We start from the raw sequence: 19,790 nt of genomic DNA on the forward strand, positions 1-19,790 counted from the left end.
AAGGCAGGACTAGGTTTTTCAATGGTTGACTAATTCTTGTAAAAAATGCCGATAAGTTTTTAAAATTTTTACATTGATATGTTTATGATGATCGGAATAATTGGTGGTGGACAGTTGGCAAAAATGATGGCTCAAGAAGCCAGGAAGCTGGGCTTTGGTATAGCAGTGTTAGATCCTCAAGAAAAATGCCCAGTCTGTGGTTTAGCAGACGTCAAAATAACAGGGAGCTTCATGGACGGAGAGAAGATAAGGAATCTCGCTGAAATCTCAGATGTCCTAACGTATGACATAGAGCACATAAATGTTGAAGTCCTAAAAGAGCTAGAAGAAGAGGGATATCCAGTCTACCCTTCTCCAAAAATACTTGAGATAATTCAAGACAAACTCGTTCAGATGGAGACCATGAAAAAAGCAGGTGTCCCGATTCCAAAATTCATAAGGGCCGATAGAGATGAACTCACGGAAAAGGCCATTGAATTCGGCGTTCCCTTGGTTCAAAAAACGAGAAGGGGAGGGTATGATGGGAAGGGTGTGGCGGTCATAAGAACCGAGAAGGAACTTGACAAGCTCCTCCCAACAGATTCAATGCTTCAAGAGTTCGTAGAAATAGAGAAAGAGATAGCAGTAATGGTTGCTAGGGATCAAGACGGGAACATTGAAGTCTATCCAGTAGTAGAGATGGTCTTTAACGAGGCAAACATCCTTGATTTCCTAGTGGCTCCAGCTCGAATAGATGAAGATATCGCTAGAGAGGCCCAGGACATTGCAGTTAAAGTCGTTGAGGCTCTAGACGGGGTAGGAATATTTGGGATTGAGATGTTCCTGTCAAAAGACGGCACGGTTCTCTTAAACGAAGTGGCCCCCAGGCCTCACAACTCAGGTCATTATACAATAGAAGCCTGCATGACAAGCCAGTTTGAGCAACACATAAGAGCCATTACCGGTCTGCCACTGGGAAACTCTGAGCTTCTGGTCCCTGCCGTAATGTTCAACGTTCTGGGCGAAGGCTATGGAAGACCAAAAGTTCTCGGAATGAAGGAAGCCCTGAGATATCCTGGGGTGTATGTGCATATTTACGGCAAACCTGTTGTTAGGCCTTTAAGAAAAATGGGGCACGTTACCGTTGTTAATAAGGACTTAGGTAAAGCCCTAGAAGTTGCCCAAAAAGTCAAGAGAATTATTAAGGTGGTGGGAGATGACCCCTAAAGTAGGAATTATAATGGGTAGCGATTCCGATTTGCCGGTCATGAAGGAAGCTGCTAAAGTTCTCGAGGAATTTGGTGTAGAGTATGAAATAACAATAGTTTCAGCCCACAGAACTCCAGAAAGGATGTATGAATACGCCAAGACGGCAAGAGAGAGGGGTGTTGAAGTTATAATTGCAGGCGCAGGCGGGGCTGCTCATCTGCCAGGAATGACAGCTTCGATAACGACTCTTCCAGTAATCGGGGTTCCTGTCAAGAGCAAGGCTTTGAATGGCTTGGATTCCCTTCTCTCGATAGTCCAAATGCCTAGCGGAGTGCCAGTAGCGACAGTGGCAATAAACAATGCCAAAAATGCTGCCCTGCTCGCCTTGAGAATACTTTCGATAAAGTATCCCGAGATTGCAGAAAAGCTGGAGAAATACAGGGAAGAAATGAGAAAAACCGTTGAAGAGAAAGCCAAGAAGCTTGAAAAGATAGGATGGGCAAAATACCTCGGAGAAGGACTCAACGGGTGAAGCATTGGGGCTGACCTCCTCCCCGCCCTGAAGTGCGAGGCTTTCAAAGAAAAATCAAGAATAAAGAGCCCAGAAACAATTTTAGTTCTCCCAAGGAACTACCAGCGAGGGAACTTTTATTGCTCTGTTTTGATTTTTTATTCAAGAAAACTCAAAAGTGTCCTCCGAAAACGTTAATAGGAACAATAACAAACATAAAAATGGTGATGAACATGGAGATAACCGACAAGGAAGTTTTTGAAATTGCATTAAATGCCGAAATAAAGGCAAAAGAAGCCTATGAAAAGATGGCGTCCCTTGTGAAAAGTGACATTATTAGAGATGAGCTTTTGTTTCTGGCCAAGGAGGAGGACAAGCATAGACAGATAATAGAGAAGATGGCCGAAAAGTTTAAAGAGAGTGAAGGAGAGCCCAAAAAGATTGAGATAGAGGTCATGGGCGAGTTCAAGGTTATTGCTGAAAAGATGGCCGAGGCTATAAAGAAGCCGGATTTTAACCTTGACGAAGTTTACGAGATAGCCATGGAGGCCGAGCTTGTGAGTGAAAAACTCTACAAAGAGCTCGCAAGCTATGGGGCAAACGAGAAAACCAAGTTTGTACTAAAAATGCTCGCAGATATGGAGAGGCAACACTTTAACATTCTCAAGAAGCAGTATGAGTATATCATGCAGTATCCGGATGTGTATAAGGAAGAGCTCTACGACCAGCTCATAAAGGATATAAACTTCAACTTCTGAGATTTGATTTAATCTTCCGAGGATATAAAGACAAAGCTGGCAAAAATAAGAACCGAACCCCTCCTTTAGTTCTTTTTCTTCAACACGACGAACTCCTTGTAGTCCATCACCTTGATGAAGCCCTTTCTAAGATAGTACGAATATGCTTCAAGATCCGGGAATGTTATAACGTAGGGGTCTTTTCCAAGTTCTCCCAGCCTTTTAAACGCAAATTCAAGGAGCCTTGAGCCGTGGCCTTTGCCCCTATAAGATGGATCAACCATGACGAACTCGATGAGGCCTGTTTTTTCGTTTTTAATCTCCTCTGGCACCCACCAGACATCCTTACCCTCAAGGTTGTAAACCAGCGCCATGGTGCCGATTATTTTTTCATCCTTGCCCTTAAGAATGTAGAGCTCGTCGAACTCTTTTCCAAGGCGAAACTCAAGGAAGGGCTCGTAGACCCTTTTAAACCTCTCAAAATCATCAGGAGATGGCTTGTTTTCTACCCATTCCAGCGCTGGATAGGCACCGTTCGTGCCCTTATAAACTCTGAAGACAAATCTCAAGAGTTCTTCTTTTAGAGAAAGTGAGTTTTTTACTTTTATGATTTCCATGTTGCCTCCCATAAGATTTAGCCTAGTTTTCTAAAAAGGGTTGCGGTAAAAAGATTTATTAATTAGGTCATCCTAATAAACTTGGTGGTCGTATGGAATACCTTAACATTAAAGTTCTGGATGAAGATGGAAATGAAAAGCCACTTAGCGACTTTGTCCTTGGCAAGTGGACAGTTCTTTACTTCTATCCCAAGGACAACACACCCGGCTGTACAACCGAGGCAAAGGAATTCACGGAACTTATTGAGGAGTTTGAGAAACTCGGCTTTCAGGTGATTGGTGTTTCCTGCGATTCTCCCAAAAGTCACAGAAAATTCAAGGAAAAACACGGATTAAAGATTAGACTCATCAGCGATCCAAACGCTGAGCTTCATAAAGGCCTCGGCGCGTGGGGAAAGAAGAAGCGCTACGGCAGGGAATACGAGGGCGCGATAAGGAGCACTTTCATCCTCAGCCCGAAGGGCGAGATACTTTGGAAGAAGATAAAAGTAAAAGCAAAAGGACACGCGAAAGAAGTACTCGAGGAGGCCAAAAGATTAATATCTCTAGAAAACCAGATTTAAACGGGTGATTACATGAAAGAGATTAACGCACTTGCACTGGCTTTGGAGGTTGAAAAGGCAGAGCTTAGGTTTTATATCGAAATGGCTAAAAAGGCAAAGGATGAGAGGGCAAAAAGGATGTTCCTCTTTTTAGCTGGGGAAGAAGCTGAACATTGGGACGTTTTTGAGAAGATGTTCGTGGAGAAGCTTCTCCAAAACCCGGAAGTTCCACAGGTCGACAAAGAGCTTTTACAAAAACTTACTCCAAAATACGAGGGAGAAATAAGTGAAGTTAAGGCTGTAGAATTAGGAATGGAACAGGAAAAACTCACATGGGAATTTTATGAGGAGGCTGCAGAAGAAGCGGAGGATGAAAATCTTAAGAAAATCTTCAGGGAGCTGGCAAAGGTAGAAAAGAGCCACTACGAGCTGCTCAAGGCCCAATATGACTCTGTGATGAAAACAGGGATATGGATGGATTACCAAGATTTTAGCCTTGAGGTGGATTGAAAATGGGCTGTTTCGTAGATAGTTAAAAGCTTACTTGGTTTTGTTTCCGCAATTTTTAAATGGTTTTGAGGTGAGTATAAGCCCAAGACTCTTTCCAGGTTTCTTTTCAATCTCAGGAATAAGGTATTAAAAACGAAAAGTACCTGATTTAACAGGCTGCTTGGAATTTCAGGTCTCGCCCCTTAGTGATCAAATCCGCTCTCCCTTTATCACATAAATTGCTGAGCCACCAATGTATGTTGTATGATCGCTCATCCTTTCGAGATGTCTGAGTATCAAAGCCTCAACGGCTTTACAGATGTTCGAATCCTTATTGAGTTCCTCTATACTTGCTAGATAAAGCTTATCCACCTTTTCGTCTGATTCTAAAAGCCTCCCGACAGATGTTTCATCCCCTTCCAAGAAAGCTCTGAGTGCAAGCTCAACCATTTTCTTGACAATTTTAAGTGCTTGTTTTGATCTTTCAAATTCACATCCTGGGTTTGTTATTTTCAGTGTCCTCTCTATTTCCATAGAATACCTTGAAATTCTATATAAGTCGTAGCTTACATCTATTGATGCTTGAATATACCTCAGGTCAGATGCCATTGGTTGATACCTTACTAGGAGTTCGGTTGCAATCTCTACAAGCTCATTCCTGAGGATGTGAAGCTTGCTTGAATTATCTTCTATGCTATCACCCTCCCCTCCTAAGACACTTTCAAGGGAGTTAACGCACTCCAAAACCGTGCCTCCCATCTCCTGGAGTATCTTCTCAATTTGCTTTAATCCTAAATCCAAGAGTTTTCTCATCCCAACACCCCCGTAACGTACTGTTCGGTAAGCTCATGTTCAGGATTTTCAAAAACCTTCCTTGTAGGCCCCACCTCTACGAGTTCACCAATATAGATGAAAGCAACATAATCGCTCACTCTGGCAGCTTGTGCTGGAGAATGGGTAACCAAGATTATTGTGTATTCGTTCTTGAGTTCAAAAAGTAACTCCTCTATTTTCTTTGTTCCAACGGGGTCTATATTTGCTGTAGGCTCATCCATCAGCAGAATCTTTGGCTTCATTGCGAGAGCCCTTGCAAGTACCAACCTCTGCCTCTGCCCACCACTTAGGTTTGAGGGATAGTCATTGAGCCTGTTCTTCACTTCATCCCATAATGCCGCCTTCTTCAGGGCCCATTCAACCCTTTCATCTATCTCCCCCTTTGACCTCACAAGTCCATTTAGCTTCAGCCCTATTGCAACATTATCATATATAGTCAAGTGGGGGAACGGGTTAGGGTACTGAAAAACCATGCCAACTTCTCTCCTGACTTCAATCGGATCAACTTCTGGATTGTAAACGTCTCTTCCAAAGATTTTAACTTTCCCCTCTACTCTAGCTTCTTCGTTGAGCTCAAGGAGCCTGTTGAATGCCCTGAGCATAGTCGATTTCCCACATCCGCTTGGCCCCATAACAGCAAAGACAGTATTTCTTGGAACCTTCAAGTCCACACCCTTAATCACCATATTGTCCCCGTAGTAAACTCTAAGATCTTCAGTTTCAAGCGCAAACTTCATAACATCCTCACCTCCCTGAGGCTGAGTCTTACCGGGATGAATATTCCAAAGAATATCAGAAGTAGAATCAACGATGCCCCCCATGCGATCTCGTGGTGTTCCCGTGCAGGACTCTGGATTAGGTTGTAGATTAATAGTGGAATTGCTCCAACGGGCTTTCCAATGCCAATTTGATATGTCTCATATGAACCGCCAACCGTGAAAAGAAGAGGCGCCGTTTCGCCGGCTACCTTAGCAATCCCTATGAGGAAACCCGTTAAAATTCCTCTCTTTGCCATTGGCACTAAGATTCTAAAAACAGCCTTTACTCTTGTTACTCCAAGGGAAAAGGCTGCTTCTCTATATGCGAACGGAATTTGTCTCATTGCTTCATGTGTGTAAACCGCAACATAGGGTATCATTATTATCGCCAGTGCTAACGCTCCAGCAAGGGTTGAGTACGTGCCCATTGGGACAACCAAAATCTGCATGACAAAGACTCCCACAAGTATCGTCGGAAATTCGAGCATTATCTGGAGCAGGAACTTGGTCGCCCTTCCAAGTATGCTTTTCGGGTATTCATAGGCATATACCCCTACAAAAAAACCAACCGAAAGACCCATTAGAGAGGCAAGAAGGGTCAGAAATAGAGTTCCGAGAATAGCGGGCCCTATACCGCCCTCTGAAAGTGTTCCGGTTATGAAGGTTATCCCCCTATTCAAAATTACGTGGATACCATTCTTAAATACGCTGTAAACTATGTGAAAGAGAGGGAGGAACATCAACACCACTAAAGTCCCAACAAGACCTAAAAACACCTTTTCCTTGAGCTTTCTTACCTTATAGCCTGACATTTGCTTCCCACCTCCTCAAGAGATAAAGTCCCGCCAAGTTAACGGTCAAGCCTATTGCAAATAGGGCCAAACCAGCAGAAAACAGAGCCGAGGTCATATACTCATATATGAAGGCATTTCCATACTGGTTTGCTATCAATGATGATATTGTGTATCCGGGAGCAGATAAAGCCAAGCTCAAGTTGAACGTGTTCCCTATCACCAAGCTGACTGCCGCAGTTTCTCCAATAGCCCTCCCAAACGCTAAGATTATACCTGAATAAACGGCCGGCTTTATATATCCCAGCAGGATTTTTGTCGCCTCAAGTTGGGTTGCACCAAGGCTGTAAATTGCTTCGCGGTAAGTGAATGGTATCATCTGATAGGCTTCTCGTATTATGGCTGCAGCGAATGGGGTCACCATTATCCCAAGTAAAACACCGGCGGAGAAATAACTAAACCCCGTTATTGGGGGATAGGAAAATATGGGCAAGAAGGATAGGTAATCATATAAGGGCTGCATAACGACCCTCTTTAAAAGGGGAACGAGGACAAAAACTCCCCATATTCCGTATATTATCGTGGGCAAACCAGCCATAATATCCGAAAGGATTATTAGCCACTCTTTAATCCTTTTTGGAGCATAATCAACGACAAAAACCGAGTAAGCTAAAGAAAGCGGCAAGGCCACGAGTATTGCTATTACAGAAGTATATAAACTACCCCATATTGCCGCGAGCACACCGTAATATTCCTCGCTGGGCTCTTCAGCAGCTTTCCACACGTTTTTAATGTATATATCAAGACCTTCTCTGTGAAATATTGGCATCGAGTTGTATACATAGACAAGTAGCATAAGGAGGAAAAGCCCAAAGACAAAGCCTACAAAGGGAAGCAAGATGTGGTTTAGATTAACTTTCCTCTTTCCCACCTTTAGTAGAGCAGACATCATAATCCCCTCTTGCTGACTCTTATTGGGAAAGCTGGCCTCACGTACTTAACTCTCTTAACCGAAAGGATACTTCTCAAAACATTTTCCCTGTCCCAATAATCCCTTATCTCCCAGATCACGTTCTTTGGCCTCAGAGAAAGTATTTTTGGGATTAAGTCGTCAAAATTAATGCGCCCTTCACCTAAGGCCCTGTGCTCGTCTTTTGCCCCGTTATTGTCGTGAAGATGCACATGCTCTATTCCAGGTAGTAGCATGTACTCTTCTACGCCGAGCCCGTATTTGAGTGAGTTTATAAAGGCATGCCCTATATCGAAACACACGGAAACGTTTTCTTCAAGAAATGGAATTAGCTCATGCGGAAATGCACCAATCCTGTTATCAATTAAGTTTTCAATGACTAGCTTGACCCCGTACTCCTCAGCCACTGCGGAAAGCTCCATCATTTGTTTCCTTGTGTTCACAAGGGCTTTATGGTAGCTGTCCTTAATATCACCTCCGTGAACAACAACGTATTTTGCATCGAGCGTCCGGGCTATTTCGAAAACATTCTCCATAATCTCTATATTCTTTCTTGAATTTACGCAGAGGTCAACTCTAATGTTTCTTCCATCCGAGGTAGGCGCGTGAAGTGTAAATTCAACGTCAAGTGTTAGCAAACCATGAAGGACATCCCAGTCTATACCCTTATCAGTTAGACCTCTAAGACCATCAAAGCCGAGCTCAATAACATCAATTGGTAGTTCATCAATAGAAAATCCATTTCCTGAGATTTCCCTGATTATATAGGAGTTTACTCCTACCTTCATTTTTATCACCGGAAGAAAATTGAAATATGAAAAATCAGCTCGTCTGGATCATATCAACGGCCTTAAGACCTATCTCGGCAACTTCCTCTGGTAATCCAACGTAACCAGGTGCAATATTTTCCGACTTTTGTCCTTCCGTAAGAACCCATCTGAGAAACTCTTTGATTGCACTAGCTTTCTCTGGACTGTAGTGCTTTCCACCCCTATTCTGCCAGACAAGGAAATGCGAGAATGCAACAATTGGATACGAGTTCTCCCCTGGTGCATCCAGCAACTGCTTAACATCTTCTTTGTAACCCTCTGTTGGATCCGGGATGAAAGCTTTAACTTTCGCAACTGCCTCTTTAATTGTCTCCTCTGTTGGTTTAACAAATTTCCCAGCTTTGTTTTCTATGGCTGCAACGGGAAGATTTTCAGTTATTGCATAAGACAGCTCTGTATATGCTATGCTGTATTTTGTTTGCTTTAGAACCGCAACAACACCTGAATTACCCTTCCCACCAATTCCCCTTCCCATCTTGTCCACAGGCCAGTCAACTACCTTTCCATCGCCAACCTTTTCTGCCCACTCACTGCTTATCAGAGAGAGGTACGCTGTGAATACAGCCGTTGTTCCGCTTGAATCGCTCCTGTGGACAACGATTATCTTTTCGTGGGGAAGGTTTGCGTTTGGATTGAGCTCCTTTATCGCTTCGTCATCCCAATACTCGATCTCACCGAGGAATATCTTTGCAAGGACATCCCTGCTGAGCCTGAGCTCATCAACACCCGGCACATTGAAAACTATGGCGATTGCTCCAACAACCACTGGAAACTGAAGCGGCTGGTCGCCTGTTTCAAGGAACTTGTTCCAAGTTGGTTCTTTAACCGGTGGATCAGTCCTTCCAATGTCAGTGATCCCTTTTAGAAAAGCATCTTGACCGTGTCCGCTTCCACCACCTTCGTACTCAATTTTAACGTTTGGATTGAGTTTTTGGTAGGTTTCAATCCATTTCTGAACTTGATACTTCGGAAAGGTTGCACCGGCAGTACGCATAATCACCTGGCCCTGTGAATCTTCTCCGGTTGCAGTCGTTGTTTTTTCTCCCTGACCTATGCATCCGCTCGCTATAAGCCCAAGAGCCAACACAAACACTAACACGAGGCTTACAAGCTTTCTTTTCCTCATAGGAATTCACCGATCATATATGATCTTCACCTAAATATAAAGATTGTCGCAATAAAATATATATGTATATATTTTCTACAGGCTTACATATAGTTATGAGGCACTATATTAATAAAAACAACACACTTCTTGAAGAGAATACTAACACCCGAAGAACACAAAACTGCTAAAACTGGTCCAGCGAAAGAAGACTGATCTTTGATACTAACATAAATTGACACTACTGAATGGCTTCAGAAAGCTATTTCAAAAGTCCTGACCTCCTCCCCGCCAATGGCGAGGGGTTAAGCCGAACCCTCGCCCTTCAGGGCGGGGAGGTTTGAGGGGTCTCATTCAGACCCAAGATAAAGTGGGTCTTCAACCCCTCGGGGAGGGTCTTCCCCCCGTTACCCCTACCCGCCGTTAAACCCGACAGGCTCGGGGTTATCGTTTTCACGGCTTTTTTCAAAATGTTAAAGGCCCCAACTAAATCGGCATTCATTACAACGCCCTCTCTACGGCACTTGAATAAACCCCTAAAGATTCTCCCATTAGAATGACGTTGGCCGCAGAGGGGGCAAGTTTGGGAAGTGAAATCCTCATCAACAAGCAAGACTTGAATACCATACTCCTCCGCAACTTCCTTGAGGCGTTTAATCACGTAGTTAAACCTCCAAACGTGAGAGAGGAGGAAGTTCTGCTTCTTGCCCTTTTCAGGCTCTCTCGCGATTTTCTTTGGATAGCCAACCACAATCCTCGAAACTCCCAAATCGTAAAGTCTTCTAACCGTCTGCCTAACTGCAGTGTTAATGTAATGCCTTGCTTGGAGTTTTGCCTTCTCGTGCATTCTCTTTAGCTTTCTGCTCGCTTTAGCCCCACTCTTGTTAAGCTTCGACTGGTACTCACTAATCCTTTCCTGCCAGTAAAAAGCAATGCTTTTCAATGGCCTACCATTGACCAGAAAGCTCTCCCCATTCTCAACGTAAACGGCCATTAAATTGTTCACTCCGAGGTCAATTCCAGCTGTGAGGTTTCCTTTGGGCTCTCTGGGAAGTTTGACCCAGGAATTGCCTTCCAGCTTTTCCTCAACGGTGTAGCTGATGTGGGCGTACCACTTCCTCTTCACGTCGTCGTAAACAATCTCTAAACGCCCCTGCTTGCCTTTCAGGTGTATTCTCCCCTTGAACTGGATTTTTACTCTTCCAAACTTTCCGAGGCGCCTCAGCTCGATAACGTTGCCTTCAACCCTGTACTGGTCATTCCTCAATGGGATGACAAAGAGCTTTCTCCCACGCTTTTCCCTGACGAATTTCGGCGGTCTTGGCTTGAGCCAAGAGGGAAGTTCTCCTTTCTTTTTCTTCTTTATGAGGGTGAAGAAGCTCCGCCAAGCCTCGGCGTTTTTTCTTGCCAGTTGTTGGACTGTTGAGCCTCCAACCCAGTCTTTGAAAGTGTGGTAGGCTTCTTTCTCTGTTGTTGCGAAGTCTATTTTTCCGAATTCTTTGAACTGTTTTAATCTCTCGTAATTCAGTTTGTTCCATATTATTGCCGTGGCTTGGGCTAATTCGAAGAGGGTTTTCTCCTGTTCTTTTGATGGCTGGAGTTTTACTGTTACGCTCCTCTTCATTCTTCCTCTTCCTCGACTTTTTTGATCCAGAGTTTCATTGCTTCGGTTACGGCCACGCCTAAGGCTCCCCTAATTTTTCCATATTTCTTCTCCACGAGTTCCCTGAACTTTTTCTCGACCTCATCATCAACGGATATCGTTATGACGCCCATGTCCACACCTATTAAATATTAAAAAATACAAGTATTTAAACTTTTCCCCGCTTTCCCCAATACCTGCTGATCTTTTGAAGACTGTACCCCACCCTAAAGGACGATGCTTGAAAAAGAGAAAAGTCAGCAACTTAAGCTCAACGTCCCATGGCTTATCCTGACAGTATGCCTGACATTATCGAAAATACTTATTAACACCGGGACATATTATAAGGTGGTGATATAATGCTGGCGAAGTACCCTTTTGAACTTCCGAAGGATAGGCCCCTATCAAAGAGGGAAATAGCCCAAGCCCTCCGATGGGCGATTGAAGCCGAACTCGATGCTATAAGCTTCTATGAGCAACTGGCTGAACTTATAGAGGACGAGAGGATAAAGCACATCTTTTACGACGTTGCCAACGAGGAGAAGGAGCACTTTGGAGAGTTCCTCGCGGCGCTCTTTGAGGTTGATAAGGAGCTTGCGAAGTATATGAAAGATGGCTTCGAGGAAGTTGAGGAAGAGACCGGCATAAAGGTCGAACTTTGAGCTTTTCTTTTTCCATGTTTTTCTTTGATTTTCGTGCACTGTGCAGTATATTAACGTACTTTTGAATGCAATGAAAAAAGTTATTAAGGTTTGATGTTCATATAATTTTGGTGATGTACATGGTTGAACCACTTGTTAAGAAGGCGTATGAGACTGAGAAGAAGGCCGCCTCCAGTTATACAGATGGCCTCGCTCGCATAAGAGGACAAGGTCTTAGATACACGAAAGTTGAAGAAATCGTAGGGAGGATAGCAGTTGACACAATAATTCACAAGCATTTAATGGAGGCCATACTTAACGCCCAGAAGGAACTTGAGAAACTTGCAGGCGAGGGGCCCATAGAGGAGATCAAAGAAATAGAACTTGCACCGGAGCAGAAAGCCCTTGTCAAGCGCTTTGCCGAGATGCATCTTGAGATAGAGAGGGACATGATAGAGACATATCAAAAGATGGTCGATAAGATGACGCACCCGCTCTTTAAGGGCCTAGCAGAGGCGCTAGTTAAGAACGAGCAGGAACACCACAAGCTTCTCGCGGAACTCATTGAAAAATACAAAGAGTGAGATTTTCTTTTTTCTTTTAATGCATTTCATCAAAGAGATTACCCACAAATTCCTCCGCTATTTCCTCTTCTTTTCTCCCCTCGAAGTCCAGCTTCCGGTTGAGTTCTCTCATCATCTCAACGGTAATCTTTCCTTCAAGGAGTCTCAAAGCCTCTTCAACCTTCTCGGGAAGTTCTCTGCCAATCAAAATTGCCTCATAAGGGGGAAGTGCTTTCCTGTCGTCGTTAAGGGTTTTTAGATTAAACACTTCTACCCTTGCATCTGTCGTAAAGGCTGTTATCACGTCAACTTCTCCCTTCGAGATGGCCTCATACATCTGGGGTGGCATTAGGGGCTTAATCTCCCTAAACTCCAGGTCATAAACTTCTTTCAGCCTCGGAAGACCGTCCGGCCTTTCAATATAAGGGCCCGGGCAGGCAAAGACAAGATTCTTTGATATCTTCGCCAGATCGCTTATGGTCTCAAGGGAATTTTTCTTGGCGAAATCCTTTCTTACAGCCAGGGCAAAGTCGTTCCTGAAGCCAAGCCTGGCGAAGATCTGTATCTCCCTCTCTCTAAAACCTTCCACAACTGCATTAAAGACCTTCTCAGGGTACCACTCTTTCATGGGCGGGAGTTTGAGAAGTGCGTTGTAGGCAGTTCCCGTGTATTCGACGTAGACATTTATTTCCCCCTTTTCGAGTGCCTCAAGGTTTGCCTCCAGTCTAGGCTCGCTTACTCTGACCTCGTAATCAAACCCTGCCCGTTCAAAGAGCTTTCCGAGTATATGGGCGAGGATTTTCTGCTCGTTGAAGGGCTTGGCCCCTATTACAATCTTCATATCAACCACCTCCAATTCCTTTAGGGATAAATCTCCTCTCCATGTAGGAGAAACTCAGGTCAATGAAGACCGCCATTAAAATAGCCGGAAGAGATCCGGCAATAATTTTGTCCGTGTTAAAACTTGCGAGGCCCTCAAAAACCAGACTTCCTAGACCACCTGAGCCTATTATCGCCGTAAGGATAGCTATCGAGTTAGCTAAAACCGCTGCAAACTTAATTCCCGCAAACATTGCCGGATAAGCATGGGGGAAACGAACGTACCTTATAATTTCCCACTCGGTAAGTCCAATACCTCTGGCAGCGTCTATCATAGCTTCATTGACTTCATTAAGCCCAACATAAGTGTTTTTGACTATTGGAAGGAGGGCACGGAGGAATATTGCAAAGACAGCTGGAGTAAAACCTATTCCTAGTAGGGGAACCACTATTGCAACAACGGCAAAACTCGGTATCGCTTGGACGAGGTTTGCAAATCCCATTATAATGGAAGCTACTCTTTTACTCTTGAGAGAGAGTACAGCAAGGGGGATTCCAACGACTATGCTAAGGAAAAGGGAAGCGTAGGTTAGCATCAGATGCTCAGTGAATGCACCAGCCACTCTTTCAACGCCTACCATAGCGCTCCCTCAAATAGTTTTCTATCAAAGCAGCAACCCCGTCGAGGATCAACGCTAAAATTCCGACCCACAGACCGGTCACTACTATTATGTCCCTGTCATAGAGGTGTATCCCCGTTTGAATTGGGGCGCCCAAGCCCCCGGCAGCCACAAGCCCACCCAAGGTAACTACTCCCATGGTAAATACAACGGCTATCCTTACGCCGGCCGCTATAAGCGGCAGGGCGAGCGGGAACCGGACCTTGAAGAGTATCTCCCGCTCACTTAACCCTATGGCCTCAGCCACCTCAAGGTAGCTCCTCTCAACGCTTGTAAGACCCGTGTACGTGTTCCTCGCTATGGGGAGTATCGAATAGAGGACGGAAGCAGCTATCGTGGGCTTCTCGCCGAGTCCAAGGATTGGGAGAAAGAGAACGAGCAGTGCCAGCGTGGGGACAGTCTCAATCACGTTGAGGATGTTGAATGTCAATGCAGCAATCTTCGGCCTCTTATAAAGAACAAAACCAAGAAAAACGCCTATTATGAGGGCCAAACCCAGAGCTACTCCAAACATCCAAAGGTGCTCAACAGTTCTTTTCGTAAGATTCTGGCTCTCCCATACCCATCGGATATCCATTGCAGACCCTCACAGGAGTCTTAAGAGAACTTCGTTGGCGAGCAGGACCCCAACCGGCTTTTCCTTCTCGACAACAATCCCAACAAAAGCGTTCTTACTTTTCATTTCCGCTAGGGCCGAAGCCAAAGAGTCTTCGGGAGAGAACACTATAGGTTCCCGAAGGGCTTCCTCAATGCTGTGTGAATTCAGGAGAGATTTTAAATCCGTGACTCCTTTAAGGGTGGTATTCTCGACTATAACTGCAAATTCAAGGTTTTTTTCTTTCATCCACTTGAGCAGTTTTTCCTTGCTCTTGATTTCAACCGTGTAATTCTCAACCCCTATCATGAGATCTTTGACCCTGAGCGTGTCAAGATGTTTGAATTTCTTGTCTGCGTTAACCAGCTGAGCAACAAACTCATCCGCAGGGTTAAGAACAAGCTCGTCGGGGTATCCGACTTGAACAAGCCTCCCCTCCTTCATTATCGAAATTCTATCGCCAAGCTTGAAGGCCTCTTCTATGTCATGGGTGACGAAAACAATGGTTTTTCCAAGGGCTTCTTTTATTCTAACGAACTCATTCTGAAGCTGTTTTCTCAAAATCGGGTCCAGAGCACCAAAAGGTTCGTCCATCAAAAGTAAGGGCGGATCCAAAGCCAGAGCCCTTGCGAGGCCAACCCTCTGTTGCTGGCCACCACTCAGCTGATGCGGATAACGGACAGCAAACTCTTCAGGGAGGGCAACAAGGCGGAGAAGCTCCTTAACCCTCTCCTCAATCTCTTCCTCAACCCACCCTTCTAGTTTCAAAAGAAGCCCTATGTTATCCCTTACCGTCATGTGAGGGAAGAGACCTATCTGCTGGATGACATAGCCAATGCTCCTCCTGAGCTCCACGACGTCAAAATCCCTAATGTTCTGGCCGTTGATAAAAACTTCTCCTTCATCGGGCTCTATAAGACGGTTTATCGTCCTTAAAAGGGTTGTTTTTCCGGAGCCACTCGGCCCTATGAGTATTAAGAGCTCGCCGCCAATTACCTCAAGGTTAACGTGGTCAACAGCTATAAAATCCCCGTAGCGTTTTGTAACATCCCTGAGCTCAACGTTCTCTATTCTATTAAAGAGCATCTCCCCTCACCATAAAGAGAAAATAACATCAAGCCTTGATTATGCCCTTCTCAATTAAAAACTCTCTTGCTATCTCTCTGGCATCCTTCTTTTCTACATCATACTTGTAGTTGAGAGCCCTCATGGTGTCCGTGTCAATGAGCCCCTCGAGCTTCTTGAGAGCCTCCACCACTCCGGGATACTTGTCGGCAAACTCTTTTTTGACCAAAATCACGGCATCATAAGGCGGTAAAGCTCCTTTGTCATCTTCAAGGATCTTTAGGCCGAATAAATCAACCCTTGCATCCGTGGTATAGGCTGAGATTGCATCCACCTGACCGTTCTTTATGGCCTCATACATCAGCGTTGGCTCCATCTGCTTAACGTCGCCAAAGGTAAATCCGTAAACCTCTTTAATTCTCGGCAGGCCGTCCGGTCTTGTGGCAAACTCGGGATCGGTTCCAAGCGTCATTTCTGCCGCATAAGGTGCAAGATCACTAAGCTTCTCCAAGTTATTCTTCTCCGCGAATTCTTTCTTGACCGCTATGGAGTAATCGTCTCTAAAACCGAGCTTTACAATGGTTAAAACACCATCACGCTTTAGCATCTCCTCTTTGCTTTTCTCGTAGACGTATTCAGGGCTCCATTTTTCCGGAGGCTCGAGTTTGAGAATGTTATTATAAGCTGTTCCCGTATATTCAACATAAACGTGGATCTGTCCTTTTTTCAGGGCCTCATAATTGACCAGAGTACCTCCTAGACCTTCCTTAACCTCAGCTTTGTACCCATTCTCTTCTAAAAGGAGAGCAATCATGTGTGCTAATATATATTGCTCATTAAAGGGCTTAGAACCTATTACTATTGTAGGAACTTCTTCTTTTTCACTTATACATCCACTTATAAAAGAAAGCAAAACCAAGCTTCCTATAATCAAAGCAGTCAATTTTTGCATTCTTAAACACCGTTACTATATTTCTTTGGCCATTTTAATAAACTTTTCGAAAAATTAAACGTAAAATTATAGAGTTCGAACTAACCCAGTATAGAATCCAAGAAGAGCATTACATAGAAGCCAATAAAGAACCCAAGGGTTACATAAAGCTCATTTTCCTCCCTTTTGTATATTTCTGGGATCATTTCTTTTACAGTTACGTAGAGCATGGCGCCTCCAGCCAATCCAAGGCCATAAGGCAATAAACCATGGAATACGGAGAAGAAAAATGCTCCAAAGAGAACCATAACCCATTCAGCAACTCCACTTAAAGCGCCCATGAGTATAGGCTGAAGCCTCTTCTTTTGAAGCGTAGCAAGCGGCAATGAAACGACGGTTCCTTCGGGGAAGTCCTGTATTCCTATGGCTATCGCCGTCACAAGACCGGTTTTGAGGTCAAACACTATGGAAGTTCCAACAGCCAAGCCTTCGGGAAGGTTGTGTATTATGACCGCCAGAACTATCAGCCATACAACCCTAAGTTTATTCTTAAACTCTTCCGGGCCTTCATAACCCTTAACCAGATGCTCGTGGGGCACAAAGCGGTCTATGAGATATATAAGGACTATCCCAAGCATAATCCCTACTCCCGGAGGCAAAAAACGTCCCGAGTACTCAATCCCCGGGAGTATGAGACTCGTAAAGCTTGCAACGATCATAACTCCCGCGGCGAAGGATAAGCTAAAGTCCACGCCCCACTGGGGCATTTTATGGGAAAACATGGCAAGCAGAGAACCGAAGGTAGTCATCAGAGCCACAAAAAGGCCTGCATAAAAAGCAACCACCATGATGCTCCCACCAGAGATGACAAGAAGGTACTCACTAAGAGATGTTATGAAGTTCTCCAGCATAGTTAGGACACCCTAATAAAATACCAAGCGGAGATATATAAAAATTGTGGAGGGAAATCAAACCAGGATAACGTGCTCCCACTTCTCCAGGGCTCTCACAAGCTCTTTGTGGATCTTCACATACTCGTCAAGCCGAATTTCCTGCATTATTGCATCTATTGCTTGCCTTATGGCTTTTGCACCTGCAGCTGACCCATCTGGATGGCCGAGAGTCCCACCGCCGAGCTGGAGGACTATATCGGTCCCGAGGGGCTCTATAACCGTGGGCAGGTTGCTCAAATACAATCCACCCGAACTGGTTGGAAAGCCCCCTAGTGTCCAATACCCGGCAAAATTTTTTAAGTATTCTCTTGATGGCCTCTTATAACAAGCCAGTAGTTCTTTCTCTCTGGGAGAAGCTTTAAACGATTATGGTATTTTCAAACATCCCTTGTAAAACTCTTTTTCTGAAGCCCGTGATAAATTTACAACTTTGATGTTCGTGATAATATTGGCAGGATAAAATTTTCTAGCAGAAAAATCAAAGGAAGATTTGAATAAAAAGGTCTCACGGACCAACATGCATCATTTGGCTGTACATTTCCCAATCCAAGAGAAGTTCGTATTCAGTTTTCAAGATAAAGTAATGAGTGTTCTCCATTGAAGCCAAATATCTCAAGAGACCTTTCTTGGCATTGTCATCTGTCATCTCTTCAAGTTTGGAGTAGAATTGTTTGGCAATCCTTTCCGCTTCCATTGCCCATCTCACAAGTTCCAAAATATCCTGAACGTTTTTAATTTTCTCTGCGACGGGCTTTAGTTCTGGCCCAACATGTTCTTTTGGAAACACTATCTCTTCCCCGGGAAATGATTGAGCATAAAAATTCCTCAAAAACTCCTCATGTTTTTCTTCTTCTCCAGCAAGAAACTCCAGTTTATTTCTTAGGGTCTCTATATCAACGTTTGAGGCCATGCTTTTGTAGAACTCTCTTGCACCAATCTCGGCCTTTATTGCCATTCCCAAGAGCTCTTTCAAAGAAAACTCATTCACCTTTTCAAGGGGAATCCCCATATCTATCTCTACCATCTCTTTCACCTCACTCCAAAAACAATACACTTATTGATAGGGCTCCCTCATACTAAAATCTTTCCATTAAATAAAGGTTTCAATTACAAACTACTAATGTGAATATAAAAACTCTTTGTTAAAATTACCAAGTCTCTCCACTGCCAGGTAATGGAGTCTCACGAGAGTGTAAATCCACAGGGTCATAGAAAAGAGATACATTACCGGAGCGATTTCTCCAACAAAAAGATTAAGCCAGATAAATCCCACAAAAGTCCAAGATGATATCTCTGCAAGTCTCTTATACCTTTCAGGGGTTCTAACGTAGCCCGATATAGCATTAATAAGAAGCACAATAGCCACTGAAGAAGCCAACTCAACGGTGTAGAAGCTATTCCTTACAAAAATTGCACTTCCAGCTACAACCCCAACCTGTAAAAGCATTGTCCATGTTGCCTTAACAAGTCCGCTTTCCGAAAGGGAGTAAGCTATTAAAACAGGCCCCAAGAGGATTGCAAAACTTATAATCGCCTGATGAACTTCAAACATTGTTGCGATAAAACCGAGTGAAGTCAATATACCCCCAAAAAGGATACACCAAGAGAGCTTTCTATACCCTAAAAAGAAGCTCTCAATCTTTCTTGAGATGTTCCAAGTAAGGAAAATCCCCATAAAGGTTAACAATCCACATATGCTCATAAGAATTTGATAAACACTTACCATGCTTCCATCATCCAAGTTTTTACCTTAATAATTAGGAAGCAAAGTAAATAAACCTTCCGGCAAATTTTTACAGATTTTGAGGTATACTGAAAATCATTTCCAAGAAAAACTTCTTTTCTTTATGCTCTTCAAAATCTCCACCCCATTAAACTTCCAGTAGAAAAAATTACTGGGTATAAGCACAGAAAAGAAAATTATGAAAGAATCACTCGAGCTGAACCTCATTCTCCCAGAGGCCGTGAATGTTGCAGTAGCTTAAGGCATAAAGCTTGCCCTTCTTGGCGGTCTTAAATACAAAGTAGGCCACGGGCTCTGTGTATATATCACTCATGTTAGGGCCCTTCGTGGACTCTCCATGGGCTGTGAAATCTGCCCGTCCGATCTGATAAACAAAGTTCTCCCCTTCCGGTAAGAAGTAAAGCTCTATGTATTTGATGTGATGCTCTGTGGTGTTTGGATGTGGGATTTCTTTGCCCACTTGAACCTTAACCTTAACTAGGTCTCCTTCTTTTTCGTACTCTATAACGGGGACGTGTTTTTCTCCTTTCCAGTCCCCACTCCTTATGGTTTCACCAATCATCTCGACCACCTCAATCTTCTATTTTCTCAAACATGTCCTTTGGCGCACCGCAGAGCGGGCATACCCAGTCATCCGGGATCTCCTCAAACCTCGTTCCTGGAGCAACTCCACTCTCGGGATCTCCAGCTTCCTCATCATAGATGTATCCACAAACCATACATTTCCACTTTGCCATGTTTCCACCACCCTAATATTATCAAACCAACCTTATAAAGTTTGTGCT

Annotated in this window: 26 protein-coding genes and 1 pseudogene; 7 read left to right on the plus strand and 20 right to left on the minus strand. The window is 44.0% G+C overall.

Translation table 11 applies throughout. The features are described from left to right. Positions 1 to 84 precede the first annotated feature (84 nt). The 3 genes from TSIB_RS09095 (at position 85) to TSIB_RS09105 (ending at position 2,457) form a co-directional block, all read left to right on the plus strand. Positions 85 to 1,206 carry a 5-(carboxyamino)imidazole ribonucleotide synthase gene (locus tag TSIB_RS09095; protein ID WP_048160639.1) on the plus strand — a complete coding sequence of 374 codons (1,122 nt, stop codon included), beginning with the start codon at positions 85 to 87 and terminating at the stop codon, positions 1,204 to 1,206. Then, on the plus strand, positions 1,196 to 1,720 hold the full coding sequence (gene purE / locus TSIB_RS09100) for a 5-(carboxyamino)imidazole ribonucleotide mutase (protein WP_015850135.1): 525 nt from the start codon (positions 1,196 to 1,198) through the stop codon (positions 1,718 to 1,720). The genes TSIB_RS09095 and purE overlap by 11 nt, the downstream gene beginning before the upstream one ends. Positions 1,721 to 1,932: 212 nt before the next feature. Beyond that, positions 1,933 to 2,457, plus strand: a complete 525-nt coding sequence (locus TSIB_RS09105) for a ferritin-like domain-containing protein (RefSeq protein ID WP_048160949.1) — start codon at positions 1,933 to 1,935, stop codon at positions 2,455 to 2,457. A 65-nt stretch (positions 2,458 to 2,522) separates the two neighbouring features. Here TSIB_RS09105 and TSIB_RS09110 read toward each other — a convergent pair whose 3' ends face one another. Then, a complete protein-coding gene (locus tag TSIB_RS09110) occupies positions 2,523 to 3,053 on the minus strand; it encodes a GNAT family N-acetyltransferase (RefSeq protein ID WP_048160642.1) in 531 nt (176 codons plus the stop codon). Positions 3,054 to 3,145: 92 nt separating this feature from the next. On the opposite strand from TSIB_RS09110, the gene TSIB_RS09115 reads away from it, so the two are divergent. Beyond that, the gene (locus tag TSIB_RS09115; RefSeq protein ID WP_015850138.1) at positions 3,146 to 3,616 is read left to right on the plus strand and encodes a peroxiredoxin; all 471 of its coding nucleotides are present in this window, start codon (positions 3,146 to 3,148) and stop codon (positions 3,614 to 3,616) included. A 12-nt stretch (positions 3,617 to 3,628) separates the two neighbouring features. Then, positions 3,629 to 4,105, plus strand: a complete 477-nt coding sequence (locus TSIB_RS09120; RefSeq protein ID WP_015850139.1) for a ferritin family protein — start codon at positions 3,629 to 3,631, stop codon at positions 4,103 to 4,105. Positions 4,106 to 4,294: 189 nt separating this feature from the next. Here TSIB_RS09120 and TSIB_RS09125 read toward each other — a convergent pair whose 3' ends face one another. The 8 genes from TSIB_RS09125 to TSIB_RS10480 all read right to left on the minus strand — a co-directional run bounded on the left by TSIB_RS09125 (position 4,295) and on the right by TSIB_RS10480 (position 11,148). Then, on the minus strand, positions 4,295 to 4,897 hold the full coding sequence (locus TSIB_RS09125) for a phosphate signaling complex PhoU family protein (protein WP_015850140.1): 603 nt from the start codon (positions 4,895 to 4,897) through the stop codon (positions 4,295 to 4,297). Beyond that, complete coding sequence (locus TSIB_RS09130; RefSeq protein WP_015850141.1) at positions 4,894 to 5,655, minus strand: phosphate ABC transporter ATP-binding protein; 762 nt, start codon at positions 5,653 to 5,655, stop codon at positions 4,894 to 4,896. Before TSIB_RS09130 ends, TSIB_RS09125 begins: the two co-directional genes overlap by 4 nt. Beyond that, positions 5,652 to 6,488 (minus strand): phosphate ABC transporter permease PstA, encoded by an 837-nt coding sequence (gene pstA, locus TSIB_RS09135; protein ID WP_015850142.1) that lies wholly within the window; start codon positions 6,486 to 6,488, stop codon positions 5,652 to 5,654. The genes TSIB_RS09130 and pstA overlap by 4 nt, the downstream gene beginning before the upstream one ends. After that, complete coding sequence (gene pstC, locus TSIB_RS09140; RefSeq protein WP_015850143.1) at positions 6,475 to 7,416, minus strand: phosphate ABC transporter permease subunit PstC; 942 nt, start codon at positions 7,414 to 7,416, stop codon at positions 6,475 to 6,477. Before pstC ends, pstA begins: the two co-directional genes overlap by 14 nt. Further along, positions 7,416 to 8,225: a sugar phosphate isomerase/epimerase family protein gene (locus TSIB_RS09145; protein WP_048160644.1), complete on the minus strand. Its 810-nt coding sequence runs from the start codon at positions 8,223 to 8,225 to the stop codon at positions 7,416 to 7,418. The genes pstC and TSIB_RS09145 overlap by 1 nt, the downstream gene beginning before the upstream one ends. A gap of 34 nt (positions 8,226 to 8,259) precedes the next feature. After that, positions 8,260 to 9,393: a phosphate ABC transporter substrate-binding protein PstS gene (gene pstS, locus TSIB_RS09150; RefSeq protein ID WP_015850145.1), complete on the minus strand. Its 1,134-nt coding sequence runs from the start codon at positions 9,391 to 9,393 to the stop codon at positions 8,260 to 8,262. Between the two features lie 304 nt (positions 9,394 to 9,697). Further along, positions 9,698 to 10,996, minus strand: coding sequence for an RNA-guided endonuclease InsQ/TnpB family protein (locus TSIB_RS09155; protein WP_015850146.1), 1,299 nt, complete (start codon positions 10,994 to 10,996; stop codon positions 9,698 to 9,700). Continuing rightward, a complete protein-coding gene (locus tag TSIB_RS10480; protein ID WP_187146407.1) occupies positions 10,993 to 11,148 on the minus strand; it encodes a hypothetical protein in 156 nt (51 codons plus the stop codon). Before TSIB_RS10480 ends, TSIB_RS09155 begins: the two co-directional genes overlap by 4 nt. A 225-nt stretch (positions 11,149 to 11,373) precedes the next feature. Here TSIB_RS10480 and TSIB_RS09160 point away from each other — a divergent pair, with 225 nt between their 5' ends. Beyond that, positions 11,374 to 11,676, plus strand: a complete 303-nt coding sequence (locus TSIB_RS09160) for a ferritin family protein (protein ID WP_015850149.1) — start codon at positions 11,374 to 11,376, stop codon at positions 11,674 to 11,676. A 113-nt stretch (positions 11,677 to 11,789) separates the two neighbouring features. Continuing rightward, entirely contained in the window at positions 11,790 to 12,239 is a 450-nt protein-coding gene (locus TSIB_RS09165; RefSeq protein WP_228359841.1) for a ferritin family protein, read from the plus strand. Between the two features lie 16 nt (positions 12,240 to 12,255). Here TSIB_RS09165 and TSIB_RS09170 read toward each other — a convergent pair whose 3' ends face one another. The 11 genes and pseudogenes from TSIB_RS09170 to rd form a co-directional block, all read right to left on the minus strand. After that, on the minus strand, positions 12,256 to 13,059 hold the full coding sequence (locus TSIB_RS09170; RefSeq protein WP_015850151.1) for a glycine betaine ABC transporter substrate-binding protein: 804 nt from the start codon (positions 13,057 to 13,059) through the stop codon (positions 12,256 to 12,258). A 1-nt stretch (position 13,060) separates the two neighbouring features. Next, the gene (locus TSIB_RS09175; protein ID WP_015850152.1) at positions 13,061 to 13,678 is read right to left on the minus strand and encodes an ABC transporter permease; all 618 of its coding nucleotides are present in this window, start codon (positions 13,676 to 13,678) and stop codon (positions 13,061 to 13,063) included. Next, positions 13,665 to 14,294 (minus strand): ABC transporter permease, encoded by a 630-nt coding sequence (locus TSIB_RS09180; protein WP_015850153.1) that lies wholly within the window; start codon positions 14,292 to 14,294, stop codon positions 13,665 to 13,667. Before TSIB_RS09180 ends, TSIB_RS09175 begins: the two co-directional genes overlap by 14 nt. 9 nt (positions 14,295 to 14,303) lie before the next feature. Then, complete coding sequence (locus TSIB_RS09185) at positions 14,304 to 15,398, minus strand: ABC transporter ATP-binding protein (protein WP_015850154.1); 1,095 nt, start codon at positions 15,396 to 15,398, stop codon at positions 14,304 to 14,306. Between the two features lie 28 nt (positions 15,399 to 15,426). Beyond that, the gene (locus tag TSIB_RS09190) at positions 15,427 to 16,329 is read right to left on the minus strand and encodes a glycine betaine ABC transporter substrate-binding protein (protein WP_015850155.1); all 903 of its coding nucleotides are present in this window, start codon (positions 16,327 to 16,329) and stop codon (positions 15,427 to 15,429) included. Positions 16,330 to 16,409: 80 nt separating this feature from the next. Continuing rightward, positions 16,410 to 17,219: a ZIP family metal transporter gene (locus TSIB_RS09195; protein WP_015850156.1), complete on the minus strand. Its 810-nt coding sequence runs from the start codon at positions 17,217 to 17,219 to the stop codon at positions 16,410 to 16,412. Between the two features lie 57 nt (positions 17,220 to 17,276). Then, positions 17,277 to 17,525: pseudogene (locus TSIB_RS09200) on the minus strand (RuBisCO large subunit C-terminal-like domain-containing protein); the annotation flags it as partial. 241 nt (positions 17,526 to 17,766) lie between these two features. Further along, positions 17,767 to 18,285, minus strand: coding sequence for a ferritin-like domain-containing protein (locus TSIB_RS09205; RefSeq protein ID WP_048160650.1), 519 nt, complete (start codon positions 18,283 to 18,285; stop codon positions 17,767 to 17,769). Between the two features lie 93 nt (positions 18,286 to 18,378). After that, positions 18,379 to 19,002: a hypothetical protein gene (locus TSIB_RS09210; RefSeq protein ID WP_015850158.1), complete on the minus strand. Its 624-nt coding sequence runs from the start codon at positions 19,000 to 19,002 to the stop codon at positions 18,379 to 18,381. Positions 19,003 to 19,192: 190 nt separating this feature from the next. Then, complete coding sequence (locus TSIB_RS09215) at positions 19,193 to 19,567, minus strand: class II SORL domain-containing protein (protein ID WP_015850159.1); 375 nt, start codon at positions 19,565 to 19,567, stop codon at positions 19,193 to 19,195. A 10-nt stretch (positions 19,568 to 19,577) separates the two neighbouring features. Then, positions 19,578 to 19,742: a rubredoxin gene (gene rd, locus TSIB_RS09220; RefSeq protein ID WP_015850160.1), complete on the minus strand. Its 165-nt coding sequence runs from the start codon at positions 19,740 to 19,742 to the stop codon at positions 19,578 to 19,580. Positions 19,743 to 19,790: the final 48 nt, after the last annotated feature.

Origin of the sequence: Thermococcus sibiricus MM 739, assembly GCF_000022545.1 — an archaeon.
GTDB lineage: Archaea > Methanobacteriota_B > Thermococci > Thermococcales > Thermococcaceae > Thermococcus_A > Thermococcus_A sibiricus.

What these genes read in the sequence shown, in the direction of transcription:
- TSIB_RS09095 (WP_048160639.1), top strand. Translation starts at nt 85, where the DNA reads ATGATGATCGGAATAATTGGTGGTGGACAGTTGGCAAAAATGATGGCT.
- purE (WP_015850135.1), top strand. Translation starts at nt 1,196, where the DNA reads ATGACCCCTAAAGTAGGAATTATAATGGGTAGCGATTCCGATTTGCCG.
- TSIB_RS09105 (WP_048160949.1), top strand. Translation starts at nt 1,933, where the DNA reads ATGGAGATAACCGACAAGGAAGTTTTTGAAATTGCATTAAATGCCGAA.
- TSIB_RS09110 (WP_048160642.1), bottom strand. Translation starts at nt 3,053, where the DNA reads ATGGAAATCATAAAAGTAAAAAACTCACTTTCTCTAAAAGAAGAACTC.
- TSIB_RS09115 (WP_015850138.1), top strand. Translation starts at nt 3,146, where the DNA reads ATGGAATACCTTAACATTAAAGTTCTGGATGAAGATGGAAATGAAAAG.
- TSIB_RS09120 (WP_015850139.1), top strand. Translation starts at nt 3,629, where the DNA reads ATGAAAGAGATTAACGCACTTGCACTGGCTTTGGAGGTTGAAAAGGCA.
- TSIB_RS09125 (WP_015850140.1), bottom strand. Translation starts at nt 4,897, where the DNA reads ATGAGAAAACTCTTGGATTTAGGATTAAAGCAAATTGAGAAGATACTC.
- TSIB_RS09130 (WP_015850141.1), bottom strand. Translation starts at nt 5,655, where the DNA reads ATGAAGTTTGCGCTTGAAACTGAAGATCTTAGAGTTTACTACGGGGAC.
- pstA (WP_015850142.1), bottom strand. Translation starts at nt 6,488, where the DNA reads ATGTCAGGCTATAAGGTAAGAAAGCTCAAGGAAAAGGTGTTTTTAGGT.
- pstC (WP_015850143.1), bottom strand. Translation starts at nt 7,416, where the DNA reads ATGTCTGCTCTACTAAAGGTGGGAAAGAGGAAAGTTAATCTAAACCAC.
- TSIB_RS09145 (WP_048160644.1), bottom strand. Translation starts at nt 8,225, where the DNA reads ATGAAGGTAGGAGTAAACTCCTATATAATCAGGGAAATCTCAGGAAAT.
- pstS (WP_015850145.1), bottom strand. Translation starts at nt 9,393, where the DNA reads ATGAGGAAAAGAAAGCTTGTAAGCCTCGTGTTAGTGTTTGTGTTGGCT.
- TSIB_RS09155 (WP_015850146.1), bottom strand. Translation starts at nt 10,996, where the DNA reads ATGAAGAGGAGCGTAACAGTAAAACTCCAGCCATCAAAAGAACAGGAG.
- TSIB_RS10480 (WP_187146407.1), bottom strand. Translation starts at nt 11,148, where the DNA reads ATGGGCGTCATAACGATATCCGTTGATGATGAGGTCGAGAAAAAGTTC.
- TSIB_RS09160 (WP_015850149.1), top strand. Translation starts at nt 11,374, where the DNA reads ATGCTGGCGAAGTACCCTTTTGAACTTCCGAAGGATAGGCCCCTATCA.
- TSIB_RS09165 (WP_228359841.1), top strand. Translation starts at nt 11,790, where the DNA reads ATGTACATGGTTGAACCACTTGTTAAGAAGGCGTATGAGACTGAGAAG.
- TSIB_RS09170 (WP_015850151.1), bottom strand. Translation starts at nt 13,059, where the DNA reads ATGAAGATTGTAATAGGGGCCAAGCCCTTCAACGAGCAGAAAATCCTC.
- TSIB_RS09175 (WP_015850152.1), bottom strand. Translation starts at nt 13,678, where the DNA reads ATGGTAGGCGTTGAAAGAGTGGCTGGTGCATTCACTGAGCATCTGATG.
- TSIB_RS09180 (WP_015850153.1), bottom strand. Translation starts at nt 14,294, where the DNA reads ATGGATATCCGATGGGTATGGGAGAGCCAGAATCTTACGAAAAGAACT.
- TSIB_RS09185 (WP_015850154.1), bottom strand. Translation starts at nt 15,398, where the DNA reads ATGCTCTTTAATAGAATAGAGAACGTTGAGCTCAGGGATGTTACAAAA.
- TSIB_RS09190 (WP_015850155.1), bottom strand. Translation starts at nt 16,329, where the DNA reads ATGCAAAAATTGACTGCTTTGATTATAGGAAGCTTGGTTTTGCTTTCT.
- TSIB_RS09195 (WP_015850156.1), bottom strand. Translation starts at nt 17,219, where the DNA reads ATGCTGGAGAACTTCATAACATCTCTTAGTGAGTACCTTCTTGTCATC.
- TSIB_RS09205 (WP_048160650.1), bottom strand. Translation starts at nt 18,285, where the DNA reads ATGGTAGAGATAGATATGGGGATTCCCCTTGAAAAGGTGAATGAGTTT.
- TSIB_RS09215 (WP_015850159.1), bottom strand. Translation starts at nt 19,567, where the DNA reads ATGATTGGTGAAACCATAAGGAGTGGGGACTGGAAAGGAGAAAAACAC.
- rd (WP_015850160.1), bottom strand. Translation starts at nt 19,742, where the DNA reads ATGGCAAAGTGGAAATGTATGGTTTGTGGATACATCTATGATGAGGAA.